The 25,115-nt window shown below is 67.9% G+C and carries 22 protein-coding genes; 7 read left to right on the top strand and 15 right to left on the bottom strand.

Features of this window, described 5'->3' with window-relative positions; all coding sequences use genetic code 11:
* The first annotated feature begins 27 nt into the window (after nt 1–27).
* The 6 genes from dsbG (at nt 28) to AC5P6H_RS12050 (ending at nt 8,119) form a co-directional block, all read left to right on the top strand.
* Nucleotides 28–870 carry a thiol:disulfide interchange protein DsbG gene (dsbG, locus tag AC5P6H_RS12075; protein WP_032957294.1) on the top strand — a complete coding sequence of 281 codons (843 nt, stop codon included), beginning with the start codon at nt 28–30 and terminating at the stop codon, nt 868–870.
* A 525-nt stretch (nt 871–1,395) separates the two neighbouring features.
* Complete coding sequence (locus AC5P6H_RS12070) at nt 1,396–2,829, top strand: DcaP family trimeric outer membrane transporter (RefSeq protein WP_014647527.1); 1,434 nt, start codon at nt 1,396–1,398, stop codon at nt 2,827–2,829.
* A gap of 76 nt (nt 2,830–2,905) precedes the next feature.
* Nucleotides 2,906–4,258, top strand: a complete 1,353-nt coding sequence (gene adiC / locus AC5P6H_RS12065) for an arginine/agmatine antiporter (protein WP_021204506.1) — start codon at nt 2,906–2,908, stop codon at nt 4,256–4,258.
* A 20-nt stretch (nt 4,259–4,278) separates the two neighbouring features.
* Complete coding sequence (locus AC5P6H_RS12060; RefSeq protein ID WP_049440967.1) at nt 4,279–6,567, top strand: Orn/Lys/Arg family decarboxylase; 2,289 nt, start codon at nt 4,279–4,281, stop codon at nt 6,565–6,567.
* Between the two features lie 28 nt (nt 6,568–6,595).
* Entirely contained in the window at nt 6,596–7,498 is a 903-nt protein-coding gene (locus tag AC5P6H_RS12055; RefSeq protein WP_014647524.1) for a cation diffusion facilitator family transporter, read from the top strand.
* A gap of 186 nt (nt 7,499–7,684) precedes the next feature.
* Complete coding sequence (locus tag AC5P6H_RS12050; RefSeq protein WP_014647523.1) at nt 7,685–8,119, top strand: RidA family protein; 435 nt, start codon at nt 7,685–7,687, stop codon at nt 8,117–8,119.
* Here AC5P6H_RS12050 and AC5P6H_RS12045 read toward each other — a convergent pair.
* The 9 genes from AC5P6H_RS12045 to AC5P6H_RS12005 form a co-directional block, all read right to left on the bottom strand.
* Entirely contained in the window at nt 8,116–8,829 is a 714-nt protein-coding gene (locus tag AC5P6H_RS12045) for an energy transducer TonB family protein (protein WP_495202675.1), read from the bottom strand. The two genes, AC5P6H_RS12050 and AC5P6H_RS12045, sit on opposite strands and share 4 nt — an antisense overlap.
* Nucleotides 8,822–9,622: a ChaN family lipoprotein gene (locus tag AC5P6H_RS12040; protein ID WP_495202674.1), complete on the bottom strand. Its 801-nt coding sequence runs from the start codon at nt 9,620–9,622 to the stop codon at nt 8,822–8,824. The genes AC5P6H_RS12045 and AC5P6H_RS12040 overlap by 8 nt, the downstream gene beginning before the upstream one ends.
* Nucleotides 9,609–12,080 (bottom strand): TonB-dependent receptor, encoded by a 2,472-nt coding sequence (locus AC5P6H_RS12035; RefSeq protein WP_478405969.1) that lies wholly within the window; start codon nt 12,078–12,080, stop codon nt 9,609–9,611. The genes AC5P6H_RS12040 and AC5P6H_RS12035 overlap by 14 nt, the downstream gene beginning before the upstream one ends.
* Before the next feature lie 64 nt (nt 12,081–12,144).
* Nucleotides 12,145–13,071 carry a FecR family protein gene (locus AC5P6H_RS12030; protein ID WP_262093136.1) on the bottom strand — a complete coding sequence of 309 codons (927 nt, stop codon included), beginning with the start codon at nt 13,069–13,071 and terminating at the stop codon, nt 12,145–12,147.
* Nucleotides 13,068–13,577, bottom strand: a complete 510-nt coding sequence (locus AC5P6H_RS12025) for an RNA polymerase sigma factor (RefSeq protein ID WP_126412519.1) — start codon at nt 13,575–13,577, stop codon at nt 13,068–13,070. The genes AC5P6H_RS12030 and AC5P6H_RS12025 overlap by 4 nt, the downstream gene beginning before the upstream one ends.
* 123 nt (nt 13,578–13,700) lie before the next feature.
* Nucleotides 13,701–14,207, bottom strand: coding sequence for a hypothetical protein (locus AC5P6H_RS12020; RefSeq protein WP_478405968.1), 507 nt, complete (start codon nt 14,205–14,207; stop codon nt 13,701–13,703).
* A gap of 98 nt (nt 14,208–14,305) precedes the next feature.
* Nucleotides 14,306–14,530 (bottom strand): hypothetical protein, encoded by a 225-nt coding sequence (locus AC5P6H_RS12015; protein ID WP_014647516.1) that lies wholly within the window; start codon nt 14,528–14,530, stop codon nt 14,306–14,308.
* A complete protein-coding gene (locus tag AC5P6H_RS12010) occupies nt 14,527–15,228 on the bottom strand; it encodes a glutamine amidotransferase (RefSeq protein WP_126412515.1) in 702 nt (233 codons plus the stop codon). The genes AC5P6H_RS12015 and AC5P6H_RS12010 overlap by 4 nt, the downstream gene beginning before the upstream one ends.
* Nucleotides 15,225–15,998 carry a YggS family pyridoxal phosphate-dependent enzyme gene (locus AC5P6H_RS12005; RefSeq protein ID WP_126412513.1) on the bottom strand — a complete coding sequence of 258 codons (774 nt, stop codon included), beginning with the start codon at nt 15,996–15,998 and terminating at the stop codon, nt 15,225–15,227. Before AC5P6H_RS12005 ends, AC5P6H_RS12010 begins: the two co-directional genes overlap by 4 nt.
* Nucleotides 15,999–16,074: 76 nt before the next feature.
* On the opposite strand from AC5P6H_RS12005, the gene ptsJ reads away from it, so the two are divergent.
* Nucleotides 16,075–17,361, top strand: a complete 1,287-nt coding sequence (gene ptsJ / locus AC5P6H_RS12000; RefSeq protein ID WP_046431219.1) for a MocR-like B6 salvage transcription factor PtsJ — start codon at nt 16,075–16,077, stop codon at nt 17,359–17,361.
* Between the two features lie 102 nt (nt 17,362–17,463).
* On the opposite strand, the gene AC5P6H_RS11995 is transcribed toward ptsJ, so the two are convergent.
* The 6 genes from AC5P6H_RS11995 to AC5P6H_RS11970 all read right to left on the bottom strand — a co-directional run bounded on the left by AC5P6H_RS11995 (nt 17,464) and on the right by AC5P6H_RS11970 (nt 25,115).
* The gene (locus tag AC5P6H_RS11995; protein ID WP_111205926.1) at nt 17,464–17,970 is read right to left on the bottom strand and encodes a hypothetical protein; all 507 of its coding nucleotides are present in this window, start codon (nt 17,968–17,970) and stop codon (nt 17,464–17,466) included.
* Between the two features lie 81 nt (nt 17,971–18,051).
* The gene (locus tag AC5P6H_RS11990) at nt 18,052–21,162 is read right to left on the bottom strand and encodes an error-prone DNA polymerase (protein WP_134809016.1); all 3,111 of its coding nucleotides are present in this window, start codon (nt 21,160–21,162) and stop codon (nt 18,052–18,054) included.
* A gap of 6 nt (nt 21,163–21,168) precedes the next feature.
* Nucleotides 21,169–22,578, bottom strand: coding sequence for a Y-family DNA polymerase (locus tag AC5P6H_RS11985; RefSeq protein ID WP_495202673.1), 1,410 nt, complete (start codon nt 22,576–22,578; stop codon nt 21,169–21,171).
* A 9-nt stretch (nt 22,579–22,587) separates the two neighbouring features.
* Nucleotides 22,588–23,202: a translesion DNA synthesis-associated protein ImuA gene (imuA, locus tag AC5P6H_RS11980; RefSeq protein WP_014647509.1), complete on the bottom strand. Its 615-nt coding sequence runs from the start codon at nt 23,200–23,202 to the stop codon at nt 22,588–22,590.
* Between the two features lie 219 nt (nt 23,203–23,421).
* Complete coding sequence (locus AC5P6H_RS11975) at nt 23,422–24,429, bottom strand: cyclase family protein (protein WP_053496083.1); 1,008 nt, start codon at nt 24,427–24,429, stop codon at nt 23,422–23,424.
* A gap of 35 nt (nt 24,430–24,464) precedes the next feature.
* Entirely contained in the window at nt 24,465–25,115 is a 651-nt protein-coding gene (locus AC5P6H_RS11970; protein ID WP_014647507.1) for a DsbA family oxidoreductase, read from the bottom strand.

Genomic DNA, 25,115 nt, shown 5'->3' with positions numbered 1-25,115 from the left:
GCGCGGGCATCTCATTACGGAGTTCCCATGTTGTCGACTTCCCTGCGCATCGCTCCGGCGGTGCTGTTGCTGCCGGTCATGCTGGCATTGGCCGCCTGCAGCCAGGCCCAGACCCCGCCGGGCAAGACGGCGGCAGCGCCGGCCGCCGGCGCTCCGGCCACCGCGGCCAAGGGTGACCGTCCCGCAGTGCTGAAAGGCATCGAGAAGCACGGCTTCGAAGTCGTTGCCGAGTTTGATGCACCGGGTGGCCTGCGTGGCTTCGCCGGCGTGGTGGGGGGGCAGCAGCCCGCCGCCGCGTACGTGACCGCCGACGGCAAGCATGTGCTGGTGGGCAGCCTGTTCGATGCCGAAGGCAACGATGTGGCCGCCGAGGCGGTGGAGAAGCTGGTCGCTGCACCGATGTCGGCCAAGATGTGGACCAAGCTGGAAGCCAGCGCCTGGGTGCGTGACGGCAAGGCCGATGCACCGCGTGTGGTCTATACCTTCAGCGATGCCAACTGCCCGTACTGCCACAAGTTCTGGGAAGCGGCGCGTCCGTGGGTTGACGCCGGCAAGGTGCAGTTGCGCCACATCATGGTCGGCGTGATCCGCGAGGACAGCCCGGCCAAGGCCGCCGCCATCCTCGCGGCGCGTGATCCGAGCGCGGCGCTGCTGGAGAATGAGCACCAGTTCGACCGTGGCGGCATCAAGGCGCTACCGAGCATCAGTCGCGAGATCGCAGGCAAGCTTGATGCCAACCAGGTCCTGATGATCGAGATGGGCTTCCAGGGCACGCCGGGCATCCTGTTCCAGGATGCACAGGGGCAGGTGCAGCGTCGCGCGGGCCTGCCGCAGGGCGCCGACCTGCAGACGGTGCTGGGTCCGCGCTGATCGCCGCCAACGTCGTGATGTAACCGACAGGCCCGCATGGCAGCATGCGGGCCTGTTGCATTTCGGCGCTCCTGCGGCGGGCGGAGAGGGCAGCAGGGCTGCGCAGCAGCTGTTCGTCGTCACATCTGAATCGTGACTGACATCAAGCATCGCGCCTTGATTCCAATCAAGGTCAAAAACGACAGGCGGATTAGCCTGTTGACGCATGGAATACAGCGTCAACGCGCCATGGATGCCGCGCCAGACATGCCTTGAACCAGGGCGGTCGGCACAGCCATTCACGACACTCTCACTCCCCGATTGTTACCCAGACCGCTGCGGTCGCCACCTCTCTGGCAGCGCGGCCTTGATGGACTCGACACCGGTGCGGGCAGGGCAGTGTCATCGTCCTGTTGCCTGTCGGATGCAGGCTGGCCGGTGTCGTCAACGCAGTATCCGCATTTCCAGCAACGGCAACGCGAGGCCAGGGCACTGTGCGCCTGTATCCGGCCAGCGCGCTGCGAGTGTTTGTCCAGGGAGGATGCAATGCGCTTGGCTGTACTGAGTCTGGCCTGTTCGACCGCACTGGCGATCGCGCCAGCGTATGCGCAGCAGCATGGCCAGGAAGATGCGCAGGCGTTGCGGCAGGAAATCGCTGCCATGCGCCAGGCATTGGAAGGCATGCAGCAGCGCCTGGATCGGCTTGAGCAGCGCGAGGGCTCAGCGCCTGCCGCCGTGGCGCAGGCCCCGACCCCGGCAGCAACGGCGGGCGGCAGCGCCAGCATGCTGCACCCGACCCAGGTGCCGGGCGTGGCGCAACCGGTGCTGCCGCAGCGCGAATCGGTGGCCGATCCCTCAACGGCGGCGTCGCGTCCCGACAGCGCAGCCGGTCCGACCGACCCCGATCTGAAAGGCTTCTTCACCATTCCCGGCACCGATACGGTGATCCGCATCGGCGGCTACGCCAAGCTCGATGCGATTGCCGATTCGCGTGCGGCCGGTGACGAAGATCAGTTCATTCCGTCGTCGATGCCGGTGGGTGGCAGCCATCGCGATGTCTCCAATTTCAACATCCATGCCAAGCAGACCCGCTTCAGCTTCGAGGCGCGGCGCCCGACCACGCACGGCAACCTGCGTTTCTACCTGGAGAACGATTTCTTCGGCAGCAGTGAGGGGTATGAGTTCCGCCTGCGACACGCCTATGGACAGCTTGGCAACACCTATGCCGGCTATGGCTATTCCAGCTTCATGGACCCGGACAGCCTGCCCGATACGCTTGACTTCGCCGGGCCGGGCGGCGCCGGATACCTGCTGGTGGCGGGCATCCACCACAGTTTTGCGATAGGCAAGGGCAACACCCTGACCGTCGCTGCTGAAGACCCGAAGACTGAACTCGCCGGCGCCAGCGATGCTCGCACGGCAGTCAACCGCCTGCCCGATGTGACCGTGACCGCGCGCCTGGAGCGCGACTGGGGCCACCTGCAGCTGGGCGCGGTGGCACGCAGCCTGGCCTACGACGGCGATGGCGAGCGCGACCGGCGCATGGCCGGTGGCCTGCAGCTGAGCGGCTCGGCGTCAGTGGGCGAGCGCGACCTGCTGCTGTTCGGCGTACTCGGCGGGCGCGGCCTCAGTCGCTACACCGCCGACCTGACCGGCTCCGGACTGGACGCAGTGGTCGGTGCCGACGGCCGCCTCGCCGCGTTGGACCTGCACGGCGGTTTCGTCGGCTACACCCATTACTGGTCCGCGCTGTGGCGCTCCAACCTGATCTTTGGCCAGCTGACCCTGGAGCGCAACGCCGCACTCGCCGCTGATGCATTCCGGCAGAGCCGCTACGGCGTGTTCAACCTGATCTGGAGCCCGGCGCCGTCCTGGACGATGGGCATGGAGCTGCTGTACGGCCGGCTGGAACAGCAGGGCGGCGCACGCGGCGACACGGTCCGGGTGCAGGGCAGCCTGCAATACAACTTCATCAAATAGACGCCAGCGGTCGTACGCCAGCGTAACCGTCCCCACGCCCGGTGCTGCCGGGCTCATGCCAGTACCGGAGATCGTCATGGCAGAAGCAAAGAAAATCGGGGTGGTCGGAGCCACCTTCCTCGTCGCCGGCAACATGATGGGCTCAGGCGTGTTCCTGTTGCCGTCCAGCCTGGCCAAGATCGGTACCGCCTCGATCTGGGGCTGGCTGATCACCACCGCCGGTGCGCTGCTGCTGGCCTTCGTGTTCGCCAAGCTGGGCAAGCTCGCACCCAAGGCGGGCGGTCCCTATGCCTACGCGCGCGACTGGTTCGGGCCGTACATGGGCTTCCAGACCAACACCATCTACTGGTTCGCCAACTGGATCGGCAACGTCGCCATCCCGATCGCGGCGGTGGGCTATTTCAGCTATTTCTTCCCGATCCTGTCCGAGCCGCTGGTGCGTTGCATCGCGGTGCTGGTGCTGGTGTGGGCACTGAGCTTTGCCAACGTGATCGGTCCGGCCTTCGTCAGCCGCGTGCAGACGGTCACCACCAGCTTTGCGTTGGTGCCGATCCTGGGCATCGCCATTTTCGGCTGGTTCTTCTTCGATGCCGACATCTTCAAGGGCGCCTACAACGTGTCTGGCGAGTCGAACTTCGGTGCGATCTCGAGCGCCGCGGCACTGACCCTGTGGGCCTTCATCGGCGTCGAGTCTGCATCGGTGACTGCCGGTGTGGTCGAAAATCCGGAGAAGAACGTCGCCCGCGCGACGCTGGCCGGCGTGTTCCTGGCTGCCATCGCCTACATCGCCAGTTCGTCGGTGATCATGGGCATGGTGCCGAACGCGGAACTGCAGGTGTCCGACGCACCGTTCGCGCTGGCGGCGGCCAAGGCGGTCGGTGGCTGGGGCGGCGCGCTGGTCAGCCTGTGCGCCTTCATCGGTGCCGCCGGCTCGCTGGGTGGCTGGATCCTGCTGACCGCGCAGAGTGCCAAGGCAGCGTCGGATGACGGCCTGTTCCCGAGCATCTTCAGCAAGACCAACAAGGACGACGTGCCGGTCAAGGGCGTGCTGATCGTGGCGGTGCTGATGACCCTGGCGGTGCTGGTGACCTCCACCTCGGAAACCGCGTCGGCCCAGTTCGACGTGATCACGTCGGCGGCCGTGGTGCTGACCCTGCTGCCCTACATCTACTCGTGCGTGGCGTGCTACTTCGTGGTCGAGCGTTCGCACACCCTGGTCCACACCGGTGCGTTCTGGACGCTGACCAGCCTGACCGTCGTGTACTGCCTGTGGGCGATCTACGGCTCGTCGGGGACCATCGTGCAGTACGCCTTCCTGTTCGTGCTGTTCATCACCGTGTTCTATCCCTTCTTCAGCGAGGAGCGCCGCCAGCAGCGGCAGCGCGCCCGCGAGGCCTCGGCGATCAGCGCCGGCGCCCGGCATTCCTGAGTTCGACAAGGAGAATCAACGTGTACTTCAAGTCCCTGGACTACCCGGTCATTGTCATCGACAACGACTACGAGTCGCCGCGCATCGGTGGCATCCTGATCCGTGCGCTGGTGGAAGAGCTGCGCAGCAACGACCAGCGCGTGCTGTGCGGGCTGAACCTGGATGACGCCCGGGCCGGTGCCCGCACCTACGTGGCGGCCTCGGCGGTGCTGATCTCGATCGATGGCAGCGAAGAGGTGGATGGCGAGTTCCAGCGCCTGACCGCCTTCCTGCGCGAGCAGAGCGCGCGCCGTGCCAATCTGCCGGTGTTCCTGTACGGCGAGCGCCGCACCATCGAGAAGGTGCCGAGCAAGCTGCTCAAGTACATCCACGGTTTCATCTTCCTGTTCGAAGACACCAAGAGCTTCATCTCGCGGCAGGTGATGCGCGCGGCCGAAGACTACATGAAGAACCTGCTGCCGCCTTTCTTCAAGGCGCTGATCCATCATGCGGCCGAGTCGAACTATTCCTGGCATACGCCGGGCCATGCAGGCGGCGTGGCATTCACCAAGTCGCCGGTCGGCCGCGCATTCCATCAGTTCTATGGCGAGAACACCCTGCGCAGCGATCTGTCGATCTCGGTGCCGGAGCTGGGCTCGCTGCTCGATCACACCGGCCCGATCAAGGATGCCGAGAACGAGGCGGCACGCAACTTCGGTGCCGACCACACCTTCTTCGTCACCAATGGCACCTCCACCGCCAACAAGATCGTCTGGCATGGCACGGTGGCCCGCGGCGACGTGGTGTTCGTTGACCGCAACTGCCACAAGTCGCTGCTGCACGCGCTGATCATGACGGGTGCGGTGCCGGTGTACTTCACGCCCAGTCGCAACGCGCACGGGATCATCGGCCCGATCAGCCTGGACCAGTTCACGCCGGAGTCGCTGCAGCAGCGCATCGCGGCCAACCCGCTGGCCAGCCAGGCGTACAAGGCCGGTTCCAAGCCGCGCATCGCGGTGGTCACCAACTCGACCTATGACGGCCTGTGCTACAACGCCGAGAAGATCGCCGACGAGATCGGCAGCGCGGTCGATTTCCTGCACTTCGACGAAGCGTGGTACGCCTACGCCGCGTTCCATCCGTTCTACGAGAACCACTACGGCATGGCCAAGGGCAAGCCGCGTGAGCAGGATGCGATCATTTTCACCACGCATTCCACCCACAAGCTGCTGGCTGCGTTCTCGCAGGCGTCGATGATCCACGTCCGCAACTCGGCGCAACGCAACCTTGATGCCGAGCGCTTCAATGAGTCGTTCATGATGCACACCTCGACCAGCCCGCACTACGGGGTGATTGCCGCCTGTGACGTGGCCTCGAAGATGATGGAAGGCGATGCCGGGCGCTCGCTGGTGCAGGAAATGCATGACGAGGCAATTGCCTTCCGCCGCGCGATGCTGCACGTCCGCGATGATCTCGGTCGCGACGACTGGTGGTTCAGCGTGTGGCAGCCAACCCAGGTCGAGCGCAGCCTGGACAAGGGCGATACGCCGGCACCGCTGGTGGCCAAGCGCGAGGAGTGGTACCTGCGGCCGGACGCGCACTGGCACGGCTTCGAGAACCTGGTTGACGACTATGTGTTGATCGATCCGATCAAGGTGACCCTGCTGACCCCGGGCCTGGCAATGGACGGCAGCATGGGCAGGCTGGGCATCCCGGCGGCGGTGCTGAGCAAGTTCCTGTGGGGCCGCGGCATCACCGTGGAAAAGACCAACCTGTACTCGGTGCTGTTCCTGTTCTCGATGGGCATCACCAAGGGCAAGTGGAGCACCCTGGTCACCGAGCTGATGGCGTTCAAGGAACTGTACGACCGCAATGCGCCGCTGAGCCAGGCACTGCCGACGCTGGCCGCCGATTATCCGAATGCCTACGCCGGCTGGGGCCTGCGTGACCTGTGCGACGCGCTGCATGCGTTCAACCAGGAATTTGCCGTGGCCAAGGTGATGCGCGAGATGTACGTGGACCTGCCGACGCCGGTGATGACCCCGGCCGATGCCTACAACCACCTGGTCAAGGGCGAGATCGAGCGGGTCGACATCGAGCAGATCAGTGGCCGCATCGCGGCGACCATGCTGGTGCCGTACCCGCCGGGCATCCCGACCATCATGCCGGGCGAGCGCTTCGGCGACAGCGACGAGCCGATCATCCAGTCGCTGCGCATCGCCCGCGAGCAGAACGCCCGTTTCCCGGGCTTCGAATCGGACGTGCACGGGCTCATCATCGAGCAGGAGGGTGATGCGGTCTCGTACAAGGTGGAGGTGCTGAAGGCCTGACCCGTAACGGTCGGCTCATCGGCGAACGATGGATACCGCGCGCGAGCAACGCATCCTGACGTTCTCGATCGGGGTCACCCTTGCGGTGAGCGCGGTCGGCTTCGGCGGTGGCCTGCTGGTGGGATCGCAGGCCATCCTGTTCGACGGCGTGTACAGCCTGGTCGACGTCGCCCTGACCCTGGTGTCGTTGTCGGTGCTGCGGCTGGTGGCGCGGGAACAAAGCCCGCGCTTCCAGTATGGCTACTGGCACCTGGAGCCGATGGTCGAAGCGCTGGGTGGTGTGATCCTGTCGCTGGCCTGCGTGTATGCGCTGGCCAACGCGGTGATCGGCCTGACCACGGGCGGGCACGAAGTGAAATTCGGGCCCGCGCTGTGGTGGGCGGCGCTGCTGAGTGCCAGCAACCTGGCGATGGCGGCGTTCGTTGCGCAGCGGGCGCGGCATCTGCGCTCGGCGCTGTTATGGCTGGATGTGCGTGGCTGGCTGCTGGGCGGGTTGATGAGCCTGGCAGTGGTGCTGGCCTTCGTGTTGGCGCTGGTCCTGCACGGTGGTGAGTGGCACCATTGGGTGCCGTACCTGGATTCGATCGTGCTGGCATTGATCAGCCTGGCGATGCTGCCGGTGCCGGCGCGCAGCGCGTGGAAGGCCATGCGCGAAGTGCTGCAGGTGGCGCCGGATGATCTGGACCGGCGCGTGCAGCAGGTGATGCAGGCGTTCGTGGCCGAGCGTGGCTATGCCGGTTTCACCAGCCATGTGGCGAAGATGGGGCGGATGCGCTTCATCGAGATCCACGTACTGGCCGATCCGGCGACGCCCTTGGGCTCGGTGGGTGAGGTCGATGCGATGCGTGACGAGATCGCGGTGCGGCTGGATGCTCGGGGCAGCACGTTCTGGCTGACCATTGATTTCACGGCAGACCCGGCGTGGACGTGAGCCGTGAACGGTAGAGCCGAGCCCCATGCTCGGCTGCCATTCGCGCTGAGCAGCCGAGCGTGCGCTCGGCTCTACACGTGGGCACGATCGTTGCGCATGGCGGACCGGACTGTTGCAGCGGCTCGGTTTGACCTCAACTCTGGTTGAGGTCGCAGACTGCCTCGCATCCCCCACGAGGCATGCGGCATGAACCTGTTGACCACCCCGGACCTCAGTCACGGCCTGCTGGAGCTGTTCAATCCTGCGGGGCTTTACGACCCCTCGGCCAACGGCTACTCGCACGTTGCGGTGGTGCGCCTTCCCGCCCGGGTGATCCATATCGCCGGGCAGGGCGGTGAGGATGCCGATGGTCATCTCTCCCCCGGCTTCGGGGAACAGGTCGAGCAGGCACTGGACAACCTGCAGATCGCATTGCGTTCGGCGCAGGCCAGCCTGGCCGATGTCGCGCGGTTGCGCATCCTGGTGGTCGACCACGACGAGGACCGGCTGGGCATCATCGCCCGGCAGGTACGGCGGCGTTGGCCGAATGGCGCAGCGCCGACCTGCACCCTGATTCCTGTGCCACGGCTGGCGCTGGACGGCATGCTGTTCGAGATCGAGGCGGAGGCCTACGCCGCCTAGCGCAGGTAGTACTCCACCGGCACCACCAGTTCCTGCGGTGCCTTCATTTCCATGGGAATGGGCGGCAGCGGCTGCGCGCGGCGGAACGTCTGCAGTGCGGCGTCGTCGAGCATCGGTTGGCCGCTGGACTGCTCCAGCCGCAGGGCCTGCAGGCGTCCCTCGCGATCGATGCTGGCCCTGACCCAGGTCGTTCCCTGCTGCCGGCGCGAGCGCGCGACGGCGGGGTAGTAGCGATAACGCTCCAGCCACGCCATCAGGCGGGCTTCCCACTGGTCGCTGGCGGCGCCGGCCTGGAAGTCCGCCGGTGGTGCGTCGGGAGCGGGCGGCGCGGCCGTGATCGATGCCGGTGCGGGACTCGCATCGGTCACGGCCGCAGGCGGGGCGACCGGCAGGGCTTGCCGGCCAGGGCCACCGAGCTCGCTGGCGACCACCTCGCCCTCGCGCGCGGCGGTGGGCTTTGGCGGAGGGGGCGACTTCGCCGGTTGCGACGCGCGCGCCTGCTGCGCCTGGCTGGGGGTGTCGGCCAGGCGCTCTTCGACCGGCTGGGGAGGCGTAGCCGGTGCCAGCAGGCGCAGGCTGATGCGCACATCCTGCTCAGGCGGCGGCAGCAACGGTGGCGCGGCCATCCAGTGCACCAACAGCAGCAAGGGCAACAGGTGCAGGCCGATGCTGATGGCAATCGCCTGCCAGTGTTGGCCGCGTTCACACATCGCCCGGCACCCACAGCAGATCGGCGTCGGCCGCATCGACGCCTTCGTCGGGTGACGCAAGCGCGATCACCAGTGCCGGTACCTCCGGTGGCAGGTAGCCCGGCACGCCGGTGCCGCGCAGTACATGCCAGCGGCCGGCCACCAGCAGCGCGGGTGCAGGGGCTGCGGTCAGTGCCTGTGCCATGCGGGTGTCGCGGGCCTGTTGCACGGCCAGCATCCCTTCCAGCATCGGTGCGGCGTCTGCGTGCTGGGCCAGCACCACGGCCGACAGGCGTTGCCGGGCGGTGGGCATCGGAAACCGCACCGACGTGTTGGAGGCAAGCAACGCATTGACCTCGGCACGCGACAGGTTGCCGCCGAACAGGGGGATGCCGGCGGCGGTGGCGTCCTGTACCAGCCCGCCATAGGTGGCCCACGGCCAGCGTGTATCCCAGCCCAGCAGCGCCTGCAGGTGCGCACCATCGGCATGGTTGCCCTTGGCCAGCCAGCGCTGCACCCGCTGCAGGCGCGGTTGGCGTTCACTGGCGATCATCTCCATCACCAGCGCACCTTGTGGACGCTGCCGTTGCAGCGCGTGCAGCAGCCAGCGCTGGGCGGCGTGGTCACCGGCCAGGTCGTGGCGTTCGCCCAGCAGCAGCCGCGGGGCGTTCGCTGCACGCTTCACGAACGCGGCTTCGTCCAGGCGCTGCCCGCTGGCCAGGTCGATCACCGTGCCGGGCATCGGCTGCGCGCTGGCGATTGCGGCCAGTGCGAGCAGGCACAGCGGCAGCCAGCGACGGCTAGAACGCCACATTGACGCCCATCGAGACGGTGCGGCCACGGCCGTTGCCGCGGTCCAGGATCGGGCTGAAGATGCTGTCGATCGAGGCATTGTTGTCATAGGCCTTGTTCTGCAGGTTTTCGATGTTCAGCCACAGCGTGGTGTTGGGCTGGGGCTTGAAGCTGGCGTAGAAGTCGAGCAGTACACCGGTACCGCCGGTCCTGCGGGTCTGGAAGAAGTCGTAGCCTTCTTCGGTGGGCCCGGAGTATTCGGCGCGCAGGCCGGCCTGCACGCGCTGCTGCCACCAGCGGCCGCCGACATCCAACGTCCAGAAGTGGTCGGGCAGGGCGGTGATGTCTTCCAGGTTGACGAATTCGATGGCAGGCGCACTGGTGCGCGAGCGGGTCCAGCTCAGCGTGGCGTGGTAGTGCGCGCTGGCGTAGTGCGCTTCCAGCTCGATACCGCGCATGCGCACCACGCCTGGGTGGTTCATCCAGCGCGTGGTGGTGCTGAAGTCGTCCACGTCCAGGGCATCGGTCCAGGCAGTGAGCTGCTGATCGCTGTCGATCGGTACCACGAAAGGCCCCACCTCCGGCGGGTGCACGATCAGCAGGTACTGCGGCTTGATGTAGTCGCGTATGCGGTTGTCGAAGCGGGTGACGCGCAGCTGCGCGAGGTCACCGTCGGTCAGCAGCGAGGAGGCGCTGAGGTTGGCGCCGAACTGCAGGTTGCGCGAGCGCTCACGGCGCAGGAACGGGTTGGCACCCACGCCGTCGGCGTCGCTCATGCCTTCCAGAGGGATCTTCTCGAAGAACATCTCCTGCACGCGCGGCGGGCGGGAAGTGCGCGAGGCTTCGGCGAACAGTTGCAGCCAGTCGGTGGCCTGCCACGAGACCGCCAGGCTGGGGCTGAGTGCGCGCTGGGTACGGCGCACGTCGATGCCGCCGCCGTTGATCTCGGCGCACTGGCCGGGCACATCCGAGCACACCGGGACGTGGCCGCGGATGCCATAGCGATCCTGGCGCAGGCCTGCAGTCAGCGCGTAGATGTCGTACTGCAGTTCCAGCGTGCTGAACACGCTGTCCAGCTGGCTGCGGCCCTGGGGGTTGGCGCCGCGCAGGATGGGGGTGTCGGCCACGTAGACGTCCGACTGGTGCTTGATGCCGGTGTTCCAGCGTGCCTGCAGTGCACCGATATCGAAGCGGCTGGTGTTGTCGAGCGTCCAGCTGCTCAGGCTGCTGTGGGTGCGGCGGCCGATGTAGCTGGAATCCTCCACGGGTGGATAGAACAGCCGGGTCTTGTTGCCGGCGAAGGTCGCGCGCAGGTCGATCCACGGCGTGTAGGGCGTGTAGTGGTAGCTGGCGCGCTGGTTGCGTGCGGAAATCTGCCACGGGTAGTTGTGGTAGAAGTCGTTTTCGTAGCGCATGTGGCTCAGGTCCAGCCGATGCTGGTCACTGGGCTGCAGGCGTGCTTTCAACAGCCAGCTGCTGGGCTGCTGGCTGCCGGGGTCGGCATTGTTCTTCTGCCCGCGTGCCGTGGCGTACTCGCCGCTGCGACTGCTGCTGGCAGCGGCCAGCAGGCCGAACTGGCGGTCACCGCCGTCCTCGCTGTGGCGCCATGCGCCGGCGAAGGTGCGGCCGCTGCCATAGCCGTTGCTGCCATGGCGATAGCCCGCACGCAGGCCCCAGTCACGGCCTTCGCCGAGCAGGTCGTCGATGTCCAGCGTGCGGAAATTGGCACTGCCGGCCAGCGTGCCGGCACCATCACCACCGGCGACCGCACCGCGTTGCACGTCCACACCGGCCAGCAGGAATGGGTCGACGTAGGCGAACGGACCACCGGAGCCATGGCCCGCGTTGTTGCGGAAGGTCTGGGTGACACCATCGATCATGGTGTTGACCCGCCCGGCGCCGGTCATGCCGCGGATGTTGACCTGCAGGCCGGGCTGGCTGCGCGAGTGGAAAGTGTGGGTGCCGGGCATCGAACGCAGCAGGCTGTTGCCGTCCTGGCGTTCGGCCATCGCCACGCGCTCGCTGCCGACGGCGGGCGCAAAGCCATCGCGGGCCGCCGGGACATACTGGCTGGCGCCTGCACCGGGGGAATGGCCGTGTGCGATATCGCCCTGTACGCGCAGCGGGCCGGTTCGACGGCTGCCATCGGAGGGGTCGGCCGGCGCCGGTTCCAGGGTGGCGCGGCGCGCGTCGATGAAACGGGGGCGCAGGCCGCTACCGGCCAGCAGGCGCGACAGGGCCTGCGCGTCGTCGAACCGTCCGCGTAGTGCCGGCGCCGTCTGGCCGCCTGGCAATGCCGCGCCGATCACCAGATCGACACCGGTCAGCCGGCTGTAGGCATCCAGCGCGCTGGCCAGCGGTTGCGCAGGAAGATCGAAGTGGCGGGAGGTGGCCTGCGCGTGTGCGCTGGCAGGTAACAACGGAAGCGGACTGGCGCAGGCCAGTGACAGGGCGAGGACAAGGGGACGGTGAAACAGCATCGGGAGCTCCAGGGGCTGACGCAGCGCGTCGTCATCCTGGGTAGACGCAGTGGCAGGGCCGATGTCAGGGTGCATCGCGATGTTCCCTGCGTGGCGGCAGCCACACCTGCACGCCCGCGCCCAGACGGAGCACGCGTACATGCAGCTGCGTGGCCAGCTGGTCGCGGCTGCGCGCCGCGCCGTCTGCACTGCCGAGCAGGGTGACCGGCTGCTGGCGCAGGTGTGCGCCGATGATCCAGGTGTGGCCGCCATGCCAGCGATCCAGGCCCTGGGTGACCTCGGCCAAGGGCGTGGAGACCCAATGCAGGCGACGCTCGCGCCAGGCCAGGGCACTGTGGCTGGCGGCCAGGCCGATGATCGGTGCCTGGCCATCGAAGCGCAGCTGCTGCCCTTCGATGGCCTGCTCACTGCGGGTGCCGCTGTCCACACGGACGCGATGCTCGGTGACGGTGACCACGCTGTCGTTGTCGTGCACGGCAAGGTCGAAGGCCGTGCCGAGCGCGGTGACCATGCCGTGCGTCGTATGCACCTGGAACGGATGCTGCGCATCGGCGGCTACCTTGAACCAGGCTTGGCCGTGCTGCAGCTGCAGCTGGCGGCGCTGTGCATCGATGCGGACATGGACTTCGCTTCCGGGTGACAGCAGCACGTGCGAGCCGTCCGGCAGTACTTCTTCACGGATCTCGCCTGTCGCCGTGCGCATCACCTGCGCGGCCGGTGGTGCGGCCTGGCGGGTATACAGGCCCAAGGCGCAAAGCAGCAGCACGGCAGTGCTGGCGTCGCGCAGGTGCCGGCGCTGCCGCTTGCGCTGATGCCGCTGCAGGCTGGGCGTGGCATCACCGGCCTGCCAGAGCGCCTGCAGGTGCTGGTACTGCGCGGCGTGGCGGCAATCGGCGTAGTACCACTGGTTGAAGGCACGCTCGTCGCGACCGCCGTCGTGGCCGTCCAGCCACCAACGTGCGGCCTCGCGCGCGATCGCCTCCGGGCTCATGCGCCGGGTACCTGCTGCAGCGCCACCAGCGCACGCAGCAGATGGCCGTGCGCGGTCTGCCGGCTGATGCCGAGCCGGCGGCCGATCTCGGCCAGTGCCATCTGCTCCACCCGGGCCAGCAGGAATACCTGGCGCGAGCGCGGTGGCAGCGCGGCGATGATCGCGTCGAGATGGCGCAGCTGTTCGGCGTCCAGCAGGTGCTGCTCCGGCAGCGGTGCAGGATCGGCGAGGGCGTGCAGTTGGACGTCATCCAGCGCTTCCTCACGACGGCGCTGGCGTTGCCGGTAGTGATCGGCGATCAGATTGTGGGCGACGCGGTACAGGTAGGCGCGGCCGTTGCGCAGCAGGCCGCTGGTGGCGACCTTGATGACACGCAGCCAGGTTTCCTGGACGACGTCATCGGCGTCGCTGCGTTGCGGGAGTTTACGGCGGACATGGGCGTGCAGCGGCCGGTAATGGGCCGCGCACAGCTGCGCGACATCCGTCGGTTCGACAGGCGTGGACACGGGGCGGGCGACAACTGGGAAAGGGAACAGCCCGCGGCGGCAAGGGCAACGGCTGCACCTTACAGCAAAAGAGAATCATTTGCATCTATCGATGCGTGTGACACGCCTGCCCGGGACGGGAGATCAGCGCGGGCGATAATCGCAGTGGATCTGCAGGGCTTCGGTGGGGTTGTGATGCAGCTCGAAGCCGCAGCGCTGCAGGCTGCGCTTCACCCGCGCGACCGCTTCGGCATGGCGGGCGACGCGACGATCCTGCCAGCGTGGCGGGGTGAATACGCCCACGGGCAGCAGCCGTAGCCGCTTGCCGTGCAGTACCAGCGAGACATCGGTATGACGGCCATCGATGTCGTGGCCGTTGGCGCCGAAGATGGCATCGGCCTCATCATGGCGTTGCGGATAGCAGGCCCGGAACAACGCGATACCGAGCCAACGCACGCCACGACGGAAGCTGCCGAGCCAGCTGTGGCTGGGTTCGAAGCCGCGCGTGAGCAGCAGTCGCAGCCCGGCAGGCAGCATTGCCTGCGCATCCAGCAGGCGTTGCAGTACCTCTTCTTCCAGCTGGATACGGGTGGAGGGCCAGCGCGGGGCGACCAGCAGCCCGTGGTGGCTGCCGCGTTGCAGGGTCAGCATGCGTGAAGCTTCGCACGCGGGCGAACAGCCTTGGTAGTGCCGGCCGCTGGCCGGCAGATTCGGGTGCCGGCCAGCGGCCGGCACTACCGTGACGATCGTCAGATGTCGCGGTACTGGATCTGCGAAGCCAGTACGCGCAGGCCGTCGGCATTGCTGGACAGGATGCGCTCTTCGCCGACACCTTTCTGCCGTTTCAGCTGGAAGCCCTGTTCGGCAGGCAGCTGCGCGGCGATGGTGTCCATGCGTTGCATGGCATCGGGGCCGCTGCAGTCGAAGTGGCCCCAGTGGGCGCCATCGCGGTGGATCTGCAATCGGTAGTTCATTGCGGTGTCTCCGGCAGCTCCTGCAGCCAATGGTCGAACATCGCGGTGGCCGCCGCCGCCAGCGGTGCACCGTAACGGCGTGCCTGGGCGCGAAGATCGTTCGGATCGATGCCGGCCTGCGCCAGCTCCAGGGTGTGGCCGATCAGCCAGCGTTCGAACTGGCGGGCATCCAGTTCCGGGTGGCATTGCAGGGCCAACGCATGGCTGCCCATGGCGAAGGCCTGGTGGCGGCAGGCCGGCGTGCTGGCCAGGCGTCGTGCACCGGCCGGGAGTTCGAACGCCTCACCATGCCAATGCAGTACCGGAATGCCCTGCAGGGCCTGCAGTGGTGAGCGCTGGCCGTCATCGGTGAGCAGCAGCGGCGCAAAGCCGATCTCCTTGCCGCCACTGGCGGCGACGTCGGCACCGAGTGCGCGCGCCATCAGCTGCGCGCCGAGGCAGATGCCCAGCGTGGGCCGTTGCTGCTGCAGCCGACGTTGCAACAACGCGATGCTGTCGTTGAGGAAGGGATAGCGATCAACATCGTTGACGCTGACCGGGCCGCCCAGCACGACCAGCAGGTCGGCGGTTTCGGCCGGATCGAGGGTGTCGACACCGGCCTGCAGCACCTGCAGCTGCCAGCCCTGTGCCGACAGCAGTGGCTGCAGGGTGCCGAGGTCTTCAAAGGCGACGTGTTGCAGGACGACCGCGTGCTTCATGCGGAGGCTCCATTGCTGGGCCAGTAGAAACTGTCCGGGGTGGCGCGTGCGCCGAAGATGGCCTGCCCGACGCGGACCACGGTGGCACCTTCCTCGATCGCCACTTCGAAGTCTCCGGACATGCCCATCGACAACTGCGAAAGGTCGATGACGGGAGGTGCAGTGCGCTGCACCTGGTCGCGCAGTTCGCGCAGGCGCACGAAGCAGGCACGCACGCGCTCGACCTCCGGGGTGAAGATGGCCAGCGTCATCAGGCCGCGCACGCGCAGGCGATCGAACGCTGGAAGCTGCTGCACAAAGGCCTCGACGGCAGCGGGTTCCAAGCCGTACTTGCTGGGTTCGGCGGAGGTGTTGACCTGCACGAACACATCCAGCGTGCGGTCTTCCAGCTGCAGGCGCTGCTGCAGTGCTTCGGCCACGCGCAGGCTGTCCAGCGCCTGGAACTCGCTGGCGAAGCGCGCCACGTAGCGCGCCTTGTTGGTCTGCAGATGCCCGATCACCGACCAGTGCACGCCAAGATCGGCCATCGTCTCGGCCTTGCGTTGCGCCTCCTGCACCTTGTTCTCGCCCAGCTCGCGGCAACCGGCGGCCACCGCCATGCGGATGCGGGCGTCATCGACGGTCTTGCTGACCGGCAGCAGGCGCACGCTGGCCGGGTCGCGGCCGACGCGGGCGCAGGCATCGGCGATGCGTTGGCGCACCGTGACCAGGTTGGCGGCGATCTGTTCAACGGACTGGGCGACGGGCCAGTCGGCAGCGGCAAGGGGCATGCGGGCACCTCCAATGCAGGGTGGCCAGGGTGGGATACACTGGCACAGGACAAGAGATATTTTGGCATAGGACAAAATGAAAATCACCGGGCACAGCGCCGAGTCGATCTTCGACAGCATCCGCGACGGCATCGGCAAGGGTCGCCTGCCGGCCGGTAGCGTGCTGCCGCCGGTGCGTGAACTGGCCGAGCAGCTGGGCGTGAACCGCAACACCGTGGCTGCTGCCTACAAGCGCCTGGATGCGGCGGGACTGGCCAGCACGGCGGGCCGCCGCGGCACGGTGGTGCGTGGCCTGCCGCCGCCGCTGGCGCGCGAGGGCAGCACCCCGGGGCTGGCGCTGCAGGACCTGGCCGGTGGCAACCCGGATCCGCGCCTGCTGCCGAACCTGCGCCTGACCCCGGCGGCGCCGCGGCTGTATGGCGTGGGTACGGTCGACACGAGGTTGCAGGCGCTGGCACGCGCCTCGCTGGATGCGGATTGCCCCGAGGGATATGCGCTGGAGCTGACCCATGGCGCCGTCGATGGCATCGAGCGCCTGCTGGCGGCGTGGCTGCTGCCGGGTGATCGCATCGCGGTGGAGGATCCATGCTTCCTCGGCAGCCTCAATGTGCTCAATGCGTCGGGTCATGCGCCGTTGCCGGTGGCGGTGGATGCCCAGGGCATGCAGGTCGAATCGCTGCGGCAGGCGCTGGAGGCTGGTGCACGTGCGGTGCTGCTCACCCCCCGGGCGCACAATCCGACCGGGGCCAGCCTGGATGCGAAGCGGGCGCGGGCGTTGCGGCAGTTGTTGGCGGCGTACCCGCAGGTAGCAGTGCTGATCGACGATCACTATGCGCTGCTCTCGCAGCAGGCCTATCACTCGGTACTGCCGCTGGATGGGCGGCGCTGGGCGCTGCTGCGTTCGTTGTCCAAACCGCTCGGCCCCGACCTGCGGCTGGCCTGGCTGGCCTGCGATGAAGAAACCGCGATGCGGTTGCGGCTGCGATTGGCATCCGGTATCGGCTGGGTCAGTCACCTGCTGCAGGACGCGGCAACCTCGGTGCTGGCGTCGTCAACGCAGCGGGCGAAGATCGCCTCGGCAGGCGAGCGTTACCAGCAGCGCCTGCAGTCGCTGCAGGAACTGCTGCGCGCGCGTGGCGTGCCGACGCCGCTGCCGATGGAGGGATTGAACCTGTGGCTGCCGTTGCCGGGCGACAGCCATCCGCAGGTGCTGGCGCTGGCCGCGCGCGGATGGCATGTGCGCGCTGGCGAGGTGTTCGCGGTGGCGGCGCCGGCACATGGCCTGCGCATCACCTGCGCGGCGCTGGGCGCGGCGCAACTGCGGCCGCTGGCTGACGACCTGGCGGCGGTGTGCGGTCTGTAGCGTCGAGCGATGCTCGACGTTGCTTCGCCTTTGTAGAGCCGAGCCATACTCGGCTGCTGTTGGTAGAAGCAGTCGAGCATGGCTCGACGCTACAGAAGCAGATCAGGGCGCGGCGTTGGCGCCCGGGCGCACGTAGTGGGACTGGCCGCTGTCATCGACGAACATCAGTTCCGGCTTGCCCTGCCATGAGGTGAGCATGGCGCCGGTGTTGTTCTGGTGCTTGACCATCAGGCTGGCACCACGGTCCGGGTTGGCCACCACCTTGAACACTTCCGTGGTGCCATTGGCATCGTCCAGGGTCAGCACGGCTTCACCGCCGCGATCGCTGGTGCCATAGCCCCCGCGTTCGGAGCCATCCGGGCCGAGCAGGATCAGGCCGGACAGGGCGGTAGCGCGCGGCCCCTGGATACGGCCCCGGCTGAGGGGGGCGGGCACCGGCGCGCCTAGGATCACCCGGGGTTGGCCCGTGCCATCGTGGATGATCAGCCCGCGCGCTTCGATGATGCGCTGTGGCGATTGGCTGCGATGCAGGCTCCAGGCGGTCCAGCCGGAAACCAGCAGGGCGAGTGTGGAGACCACCAGCGTGGTCAGCAGCAGTGCGCGCGGCATCGTGTCGTCCTTCCTTGGATGCAGCGACGATAGCGGATGCGGGCGACCGATGGCCAGTTCATTGTGTGACGCTGTGTATCGTCAATGGAAATCGCGGCTGTGGCTGCGCAACCCCTGCAACAGTTCATCCAGGCAGTGCATGCGCTGCACGATGACATGCTGCACGCCATCGACGCGTTCCAGGCGGCCGTCGATCTGCATCAGCCGGGTATCGACCAGGACCCGGTGCTGGCGATCGGCCAGGTGCCGCCAGACCACGGCATTGACCATGCCGGTCTCGTCTTCAAGGGTGAGGAAGGTAACGCCACTGGCGGTCTGCGGGCGCTGGCGCATGCGGACCAGGCCGGCGATGCGCACGCGACGGCCATGGCCGTGGCCCGCAAGCTGCGCGGCATCCAGGCAGCCGCGGCTGCGCAGTTGCGTGCGCAGGAACGAGATCGGGTGGCGGCCGAGGGTGGTGCCGATGCTGCGGTAATCGGCCTGCATGTCCTCCCAGGCGCTGGGCAGGGGCAGCGGCACGCGTGCTTCAGCGGTGGCGCGGGCCTGGTCGAACAGCGGCAGCCGGTTCTCCACGCCGGAGATATCCCAGCGTGCACGATGGCGATGGCCGCTGAGCCCGCGCAGCGCACCGGCATCGGCCAGCAGGCCCTGCTGGCGGCGATCCAGGGCGGTGCGCTGGCACAGGTCGCCCACATCGTCGAACGGGCGCCGTGCACGTTCGCGCATGATGGCCTGTACAGCCGCTTCATTGCAGCCGTCGACCAGGCGCAGGCCGAGCCGGATCGCGGCCGCGCCCCTGCTGAAATCAAGCGTGCAGTCCCAGTCGCTGTGGCGCACGTCCACGGGAAGCACGCGGATGCCATGCCGGCGCGCGTCCTGCAGCAGCTGGTCGGGGCTGTAGAAACCCAGCGGCTGGCTGTTGATCAGGCTGGCGGTGAACGCGGCCGGATGGTGGCATTTCAGCCAGCAGCTGTTATAGGTCAGCAGGGCGAAGCTGGCGGCGTGGCTTTCCGGGAAACCGTAATCACCGAACCCCTTGATCTGCTCGAACAGGTGCTCACCGTATTCGCGGCTGAAGCCGTTTTTCAACATGCCTGCCAGCAGTTTTTCACGATGCGGTTCCAAGCCGCCACGGCGTTTCCAGGCCGCCATCGAACGGCGCAGGGCATCGGCCTGGCCAGGCGTGTAACCGGCTGCTTCGACCGCCAGCTGCATCACCTGTTCCTGGAACAATGGCACGCCCAGCGTGCGTGCGAACACGCGTTCCAGCTGCGGTGGGTAGAGCGGGTTGTCCGGGTCGTTCAACGCGTCCGGTCCCTGTTCGCGCAGGATCCGGCGCCGCTCCAGATAGGGGTGCACCATGTCGCCCTGGATCGGGCCAGGGCGCACGATTGCCACCTCGATCACCAGGTCATAGAACGTGCGTGGCTGCATGCGCGGCAGCATCGCCATCTGTGCGCGCGATTCGATCTGGAACACGCCGATGGTGTCGGCGGCGCAGATCATGTCGAAGGTCTTTGCATCCTTGGGCGGGATCGCATCCATGCGTCCTTCATGCAGGCCATGCTGTTTCAGCATGGCCAGGCACTTGCGGATGGCGGTAAGCATGCCCAGCGCCAGGCAGTCGACCTTCATCAGGCCGGTGGCATCCAGATCGTCCTTGTCCCATTGGATGACGGTGCGGTCGGCCATCGCCGCGTTTTCCACCGGCACCAGGGTCGACAGGGGATGTTCGGAAATCACGAAACCGCCGGGGTGCTGCGACAGGTGGCGCGGGAAGTCGATCAGCTCGGCGGTCAGCGCCAGCAGGCGCCGCATCAAGGGCGTGTCCGGATCGAAACCGCGCTCGCGCAGGGTTTCCGGCAATGGGATGTTGCCGCCCCAGTGGTCCATCGCCGCGCCCAGTTCGTTGACCTGGTCCATCGGCAGGCCAAGTGCACGGGCCACGTCGCGGATCGCGCTGCGGCCACGGTAGCTGATTGCCACCGCGGTCAGTGCGGCGCGCTCGCGGCCATAGCGCTTGAACACGTACTGCAGCACTTCCTCGCGGCGCTCGTGCTCGAAATCGATGTCGATATCCGGTGGCTCGTCGCGCTCGGCGGAGATGAAACGCTCGAACAGCAGGTTGCTGCGTGCCGGGTCGATCTCGGTCACGCCCAGCACGAAGCACACCGCGGAGTTGGCCGCCGAGCCGCGGCCCTGGCAGAGGATGTCCTGGCTGCGCGCGAAGCGCACGATGTCCTGCACGGTGAGGAAGTACGAGGCGTAGTTCTTCTGCTTGATCAACGCCAGTTCGTGTTCGATCTGCTCGCGTTGTTTCGGTTCGATGCCGCCTTTCCAGCGCCAGGGAATGCCACGCTCGACCAGCACGCGCAGCCAGCTGTCCGGGTCATGCCCCTCGGGCACCAGCTCGCGTGGGTAGGTGTACTGCAACTGTTCCAGGGTGAAGTGGCAGCGCTCGGCGATGCGCAGGGTCTCGGCCAGCAATTCGGGCGGATACAGTTGGGCCAGCGCGGTGCGCGGACGCAGATGGCGCTCGCCGTTGGGGAACAGGCGCCAGCCAGCCTCGGCCACGCTGCAGCGGTGGCGGATCGCGGTCAGGGTGTCCTGCAGGGCGCGGCGGCGGCGCACGTGCATGTGCACGTCGCCACTGGCGACCAGCGGCAGGCGGTGGCGTTCGCCGAAGGCCTGCAGCTGCTGCAGGCGACGTGCGTCGTCGTGTTCGTGGTGCAGCTCCACCGCCAACCACAGCCGATCATTGAAGCCGGCGCGCAGCAGTTCCAGGTCGGTGGCGGCCGGTTGCCGGTCCAGCCACAGGCACAGCAGGCCGTCGGGCAGGCCGAGCAGGTCCTTGCGCAGGCAGCGGTACTCGCCCTTGGCTGCGCGCCGCCGGCAGGTGGTGATCAACTGGCAGAGCCCGGCATAGGCGGCCTGGTCGGTGCACAGCAGGGCCAGCTTCGGCCCGTCCTCGACCTGGAATTCGGCGCCGACGATCAGCGCCACGCCATGCGCCTTCGCCGCCTGCCAGGCGCGCACGATGCCGGCCAGCGAGCATTCGTCGGTGATCGCCAGTGCCCGGTAACCCTGGCCAGCGGCGCGCGCGAACAGTTCTTCGGCGATCGAAGCACCGCGCTGGAAACTGAAGGCCGACAGGCAGTGCAGTTCGGCGTAGCCGGGCAGTTCGCTGTGCATGGCGGCTCAGCCGAACCAGCCGTGCAGCATCCACGGCGCATGCGGATCGTTGCGCTCACGGAAGGCCCAGCCGCGCTGGCCGTGTGCGGTTTCCACCACGTAGTAGTCGCGGCGTGCGTCGGCCTGGTCCCACCAGCCCGATTCGATCCGCTCCGGCCCGGCGACGATGCGCAGGCGCGGGTCACGCAACGGTTGTGGGGTGTCCAGCAACCAGCCGGGGCGCAGTGGCCAGTACGACGGGGGCTTGGCCGGTGGCTGGGTGCCACTGGCGCGTTCGGGGCGATGGTCGGCCTGCACCGCCAGCGGCTGCACGGCGTCATCACCCAGCCGCGCACGCAGGCGCTCGCGCAGCTGGTTCCAGGGCATCGCCTGCGCCGGCCGGGTATCGAACAGGTCGCGCGCGGCGGGCACGAACGGTGGCAGCTGCTCGGCCTGCAGGCGCAGTGCGCGGCTGCCGGCCGGCAGGGCGAACGCTTCCATGCGGTTGCGTGCGATCTCGAACAGCAGCGCAGGATCGCGTTCGGGGGCCAGCAGGCCGATGGTCAGCACGCTGGCCGGCAGCAGGTCGTGCTCGAAATGCAGGTCGAAGCGCTGCACGCCGCCATCGCGCGAACACAGGAAGGCGGTCAGGTCCAGCAGCAGGCGGCGCAGCGGGAACAGCAGGGCCTGGCTGGATTCGATCTCGTATTCGAATTCGATGCGCGCATCGAAACGGTCCGGTGGCTGGTAGTAGCGCAGCGGCGCGGTGGGCAGGCCGCGCAGTGCATCCAGCTGCTGCAGTACCTCCGGTGCGAAGCGCCGGGCCAGGCTGTCACGCGGCAGCTCGAGCACCGCACCCAGCGTGCGCAGGCCGGAACGGCCGAGCACGGTCACCGCGTCGCTGGGCAGGCCGCAGCGCGGCAAGGGTAGCTGCGCCAGTGCCGCTGGCAGCTGCTGCGCATCGATGCCGAGGCCGTCGTGGACGTTGGCCAGCACGCGCGCGGCATGCGCCGTGGGCGCCGCCACCAGGCGGTGGCGGAAACCGAGTTCATGCAGTTCGTTGCGCAGGCGCTTTTCGATCGTCAGCCAGTCACCGAACAGGGCACGGCTGGCGCCGATTTCCAGCACCAGTGCATGCGGGAAATCGAGGCTGACCTGCGAGCTGTAGGCGTAGGCCCAGCTGGCCAGCAGCTGCCGGGTGTGCTGTTCCGCGTCAGGGTCGTAGTCGTGCAGGTGCATGTCCTGCACCAGCACCTGCGCAGCCGACAGCAGCATGCCCGGGCGCAGCCCTGCTGCGCGCGCGGCCGGGCTGACCGCACGCAGCACGCGGCGCTGCGCTGGGCCCTGCAGCAGCACCAGTGGCCGCTGGGGGTCCGGCTGCAGGCGCAGCACGCTGTCCAGCGCCAGCTGCGGCAACAACAGGCAGGCCCAGTGCATGGCGCGGCCTCAGTGGGTGATGGCCAGTGGCAACGGCTGCGCGGGTGGCAGGCCGCCACGGCACTTCAGCACCCTTACCTGGCCGTGGTCGAGCTGCAGGCGCAGGCTGGCCGGGGAGGGGTTGCGCGCTGCCTGCGCCTCGCGGAACACGAAGCCCAGGCACTGGCCGCTGTCGGCGGCGACCTGCAGCCGGCGCAGGGCGCGATCGTCGGCCTGGTGCGGCCAGCACAGCACCGCCGCGCAGGCGGCAGAGCGCAGGCATTGTTCGGCCGCCCACAGCGCCTGCTTCGGCGCAGCGTGGATGATCTGCAGCTGGGCCAGATCCAGCCCGGCCGCGGCCCAGGCCGGGGCATGCGGGCGATAGGGTGGGGCGACCAGCACGATCGGGCGGTCGCGCTGGCTCAGCCTGGCCAGCGCCGGCCAGACCAGGGCCAGTTCGCCAACGCCCGGCGCCGCCTGCAGCACCTCGCACAGCCCGCTGGCCGGCCAGCCGCCGCCGGGCAGGCGTGCGTCCAGCGCCGGGTGGCCGCTGGCCAGGTGGTCGCTGGCCGGCCCCTGGCGGGCCGGGCCGCGCCACAACTGGCGGCCGTCCAGCAGCCGGTCGAGGGCGACGACGGCGCCCATCAGCCGGTCCTCCAAGGGAGGCGCCGGGCGGGCTGGAAGCGGCAGGAACGGGCGGAAACGACAGGCATGGAGCGAGTATCGGCGGGCTGGTATCAGGGGCTGAGACCAGACATGCTACTCGCCTTGTGAGTAGAATTACTAATGAAATTGGCGGGCCGGGTTTCAGGTTGCTGAAGTGGGAAAGGAGTGCCGAGCCAGGTCGGCACCCACAGGGCCCGGTTACGGGCGGACCGGCAGCGCGACCGGGCGCAGCGGCGCGGCATCGCCGCCGCGGATCTTCAGCGGGCCGCCGATGAAGGCGAACTCGTAGACCTTGTCGCGGGCCAGTTCATCCAGCGCCACCAGTTCGATGATCGGCGCGCCCTGCTGGGCCAGCAGGTAGGTGTGCAGCGGCACGTAGTCGTCGGCCACCTCCGAGGGGAAGGTCTCGAAGCTCAGGTTGTCGGCGCCGACGATCATCGCGCCGCTGTCCTCAACCAGGAAGCGCGCCGCGTCCAGGCCCATGCCCGGCGGGTTGGCCATGTAGGCCTTGGGCTGTTCGAACAGGCGCATGCGGCCGGTACGGATCAGCACCACATCGCCCTGCTGCAGCTTCACCCGCTGGCGTGCCAGCGCATCCTTCAGGTCCTGGCGGGTGACGCGGTAGCTGTCCGGCAGCATGTCCACGCCCTTGGCGGCGGCCACGTCGATCAGTACGCCACGCGCGATCAGCGGCGGGAATTTCTCGATGCCGGTGACATTCCAGCCACGATCGCCGAGATGCTTGTCGGCCTCGAAGCCGTTCCAGATCTTTCCGTGGATGCCGAAGTGGTTCAGCGCATCGATGTGGGTGCCGGTGTGGCTGTACATCGAGAACGCGGTGCCGGTGTAGCTGCGGGTGAGGTTCATGGTCTCGCCCACGCCCATCGGGTCGTCCATCACCGTGCCGCGCGGGGTGTGGGTCATCCAGAACTGGTAGTGCGGGTCGCCGGCGTCCTGCCAGCTGGGCATGCCGACGTAGTAGTCGGTGGCCAGGTCATAGGCCTTGCCGCCGCTGACCCGCGACAGGATCGCCGCACGCGAGGCTTCGGTGATCAGGTTGAGCCGGCCGATCTCGTCCTTCGGCCCCCAGGGGCTGGTGCCGACCTGCTGGCCGGAGGGAACGCGTTCGTGCGCGGACACGGTGGTGGACGCCGCGGTGCCGGCCAGCAGCAGGGCCAGCGCGCTGGCCAGGATACGTGGGGTCATGGGGAATCTCCTTGCAGGGTGGGGGAGGGTGCGGCTCAGGCCGCGACCAGGGGCGCCAGGGCCTGGCGCAGTTGCGGCAGCGGCAGGGTCTGCAGGCGCAGGCCGTTGCCGCCGATCACGGTGGGAATGGAGCGGATGCCGAGGGCAGCGGCGTCGGCACGATCGGCCTGCACGCGCTGGCGTACTGCGTCGCTGCGCATGTGGTCAGCGAAGGCACCACGGGGATGGCCCAGTGATTCGGCGATATCCAGCAGCACTTCGGCGTCGCCGATGTTGCGGTGCTGGTGCAGGTGCGCCCATTGCACCGCGTCGAACATTGCGCCATGGGCATCATTGCCGCCGATCAACCCTGCGGCCTGGCAGGCCAGTGCGCCGAGCCAGCCGGAGGGATATTCGAAGTCCTGTGCGCGCATGCCTTCGATATCGATGCGCGCGCTGTCTTCATGCGCGGCGCAGTCGGTCCAGTGGCGCAGGATGATCGCCTTGGCGCGCTCCATCGAGCCGAACACCTCGACCATCTGCGCGCGCGAGTCCTGCAGCACGAAGCTGCGATGGCGCACCTGGATGCCGAGTTCGGCCGAGACCTGCTGCAGGCGCGGGGCCAGCACGAAGCACCAGCCGCAGACCACGTCGTGGAAGAAGTCGACCACCGGCGCGGCGGTGGCGGGGGAAGGAACGGGAGACAT

The sequence above is a fragment of the Stenotrophomonas sp. YJH_SMC_110 genome (genome assembly GCF_059369255.1).
The sequence above is the reverse complement of the archived record's forward strand: the minus strand, read 5'-3'. Positions and strand labels throughout refer to the sequence as shown.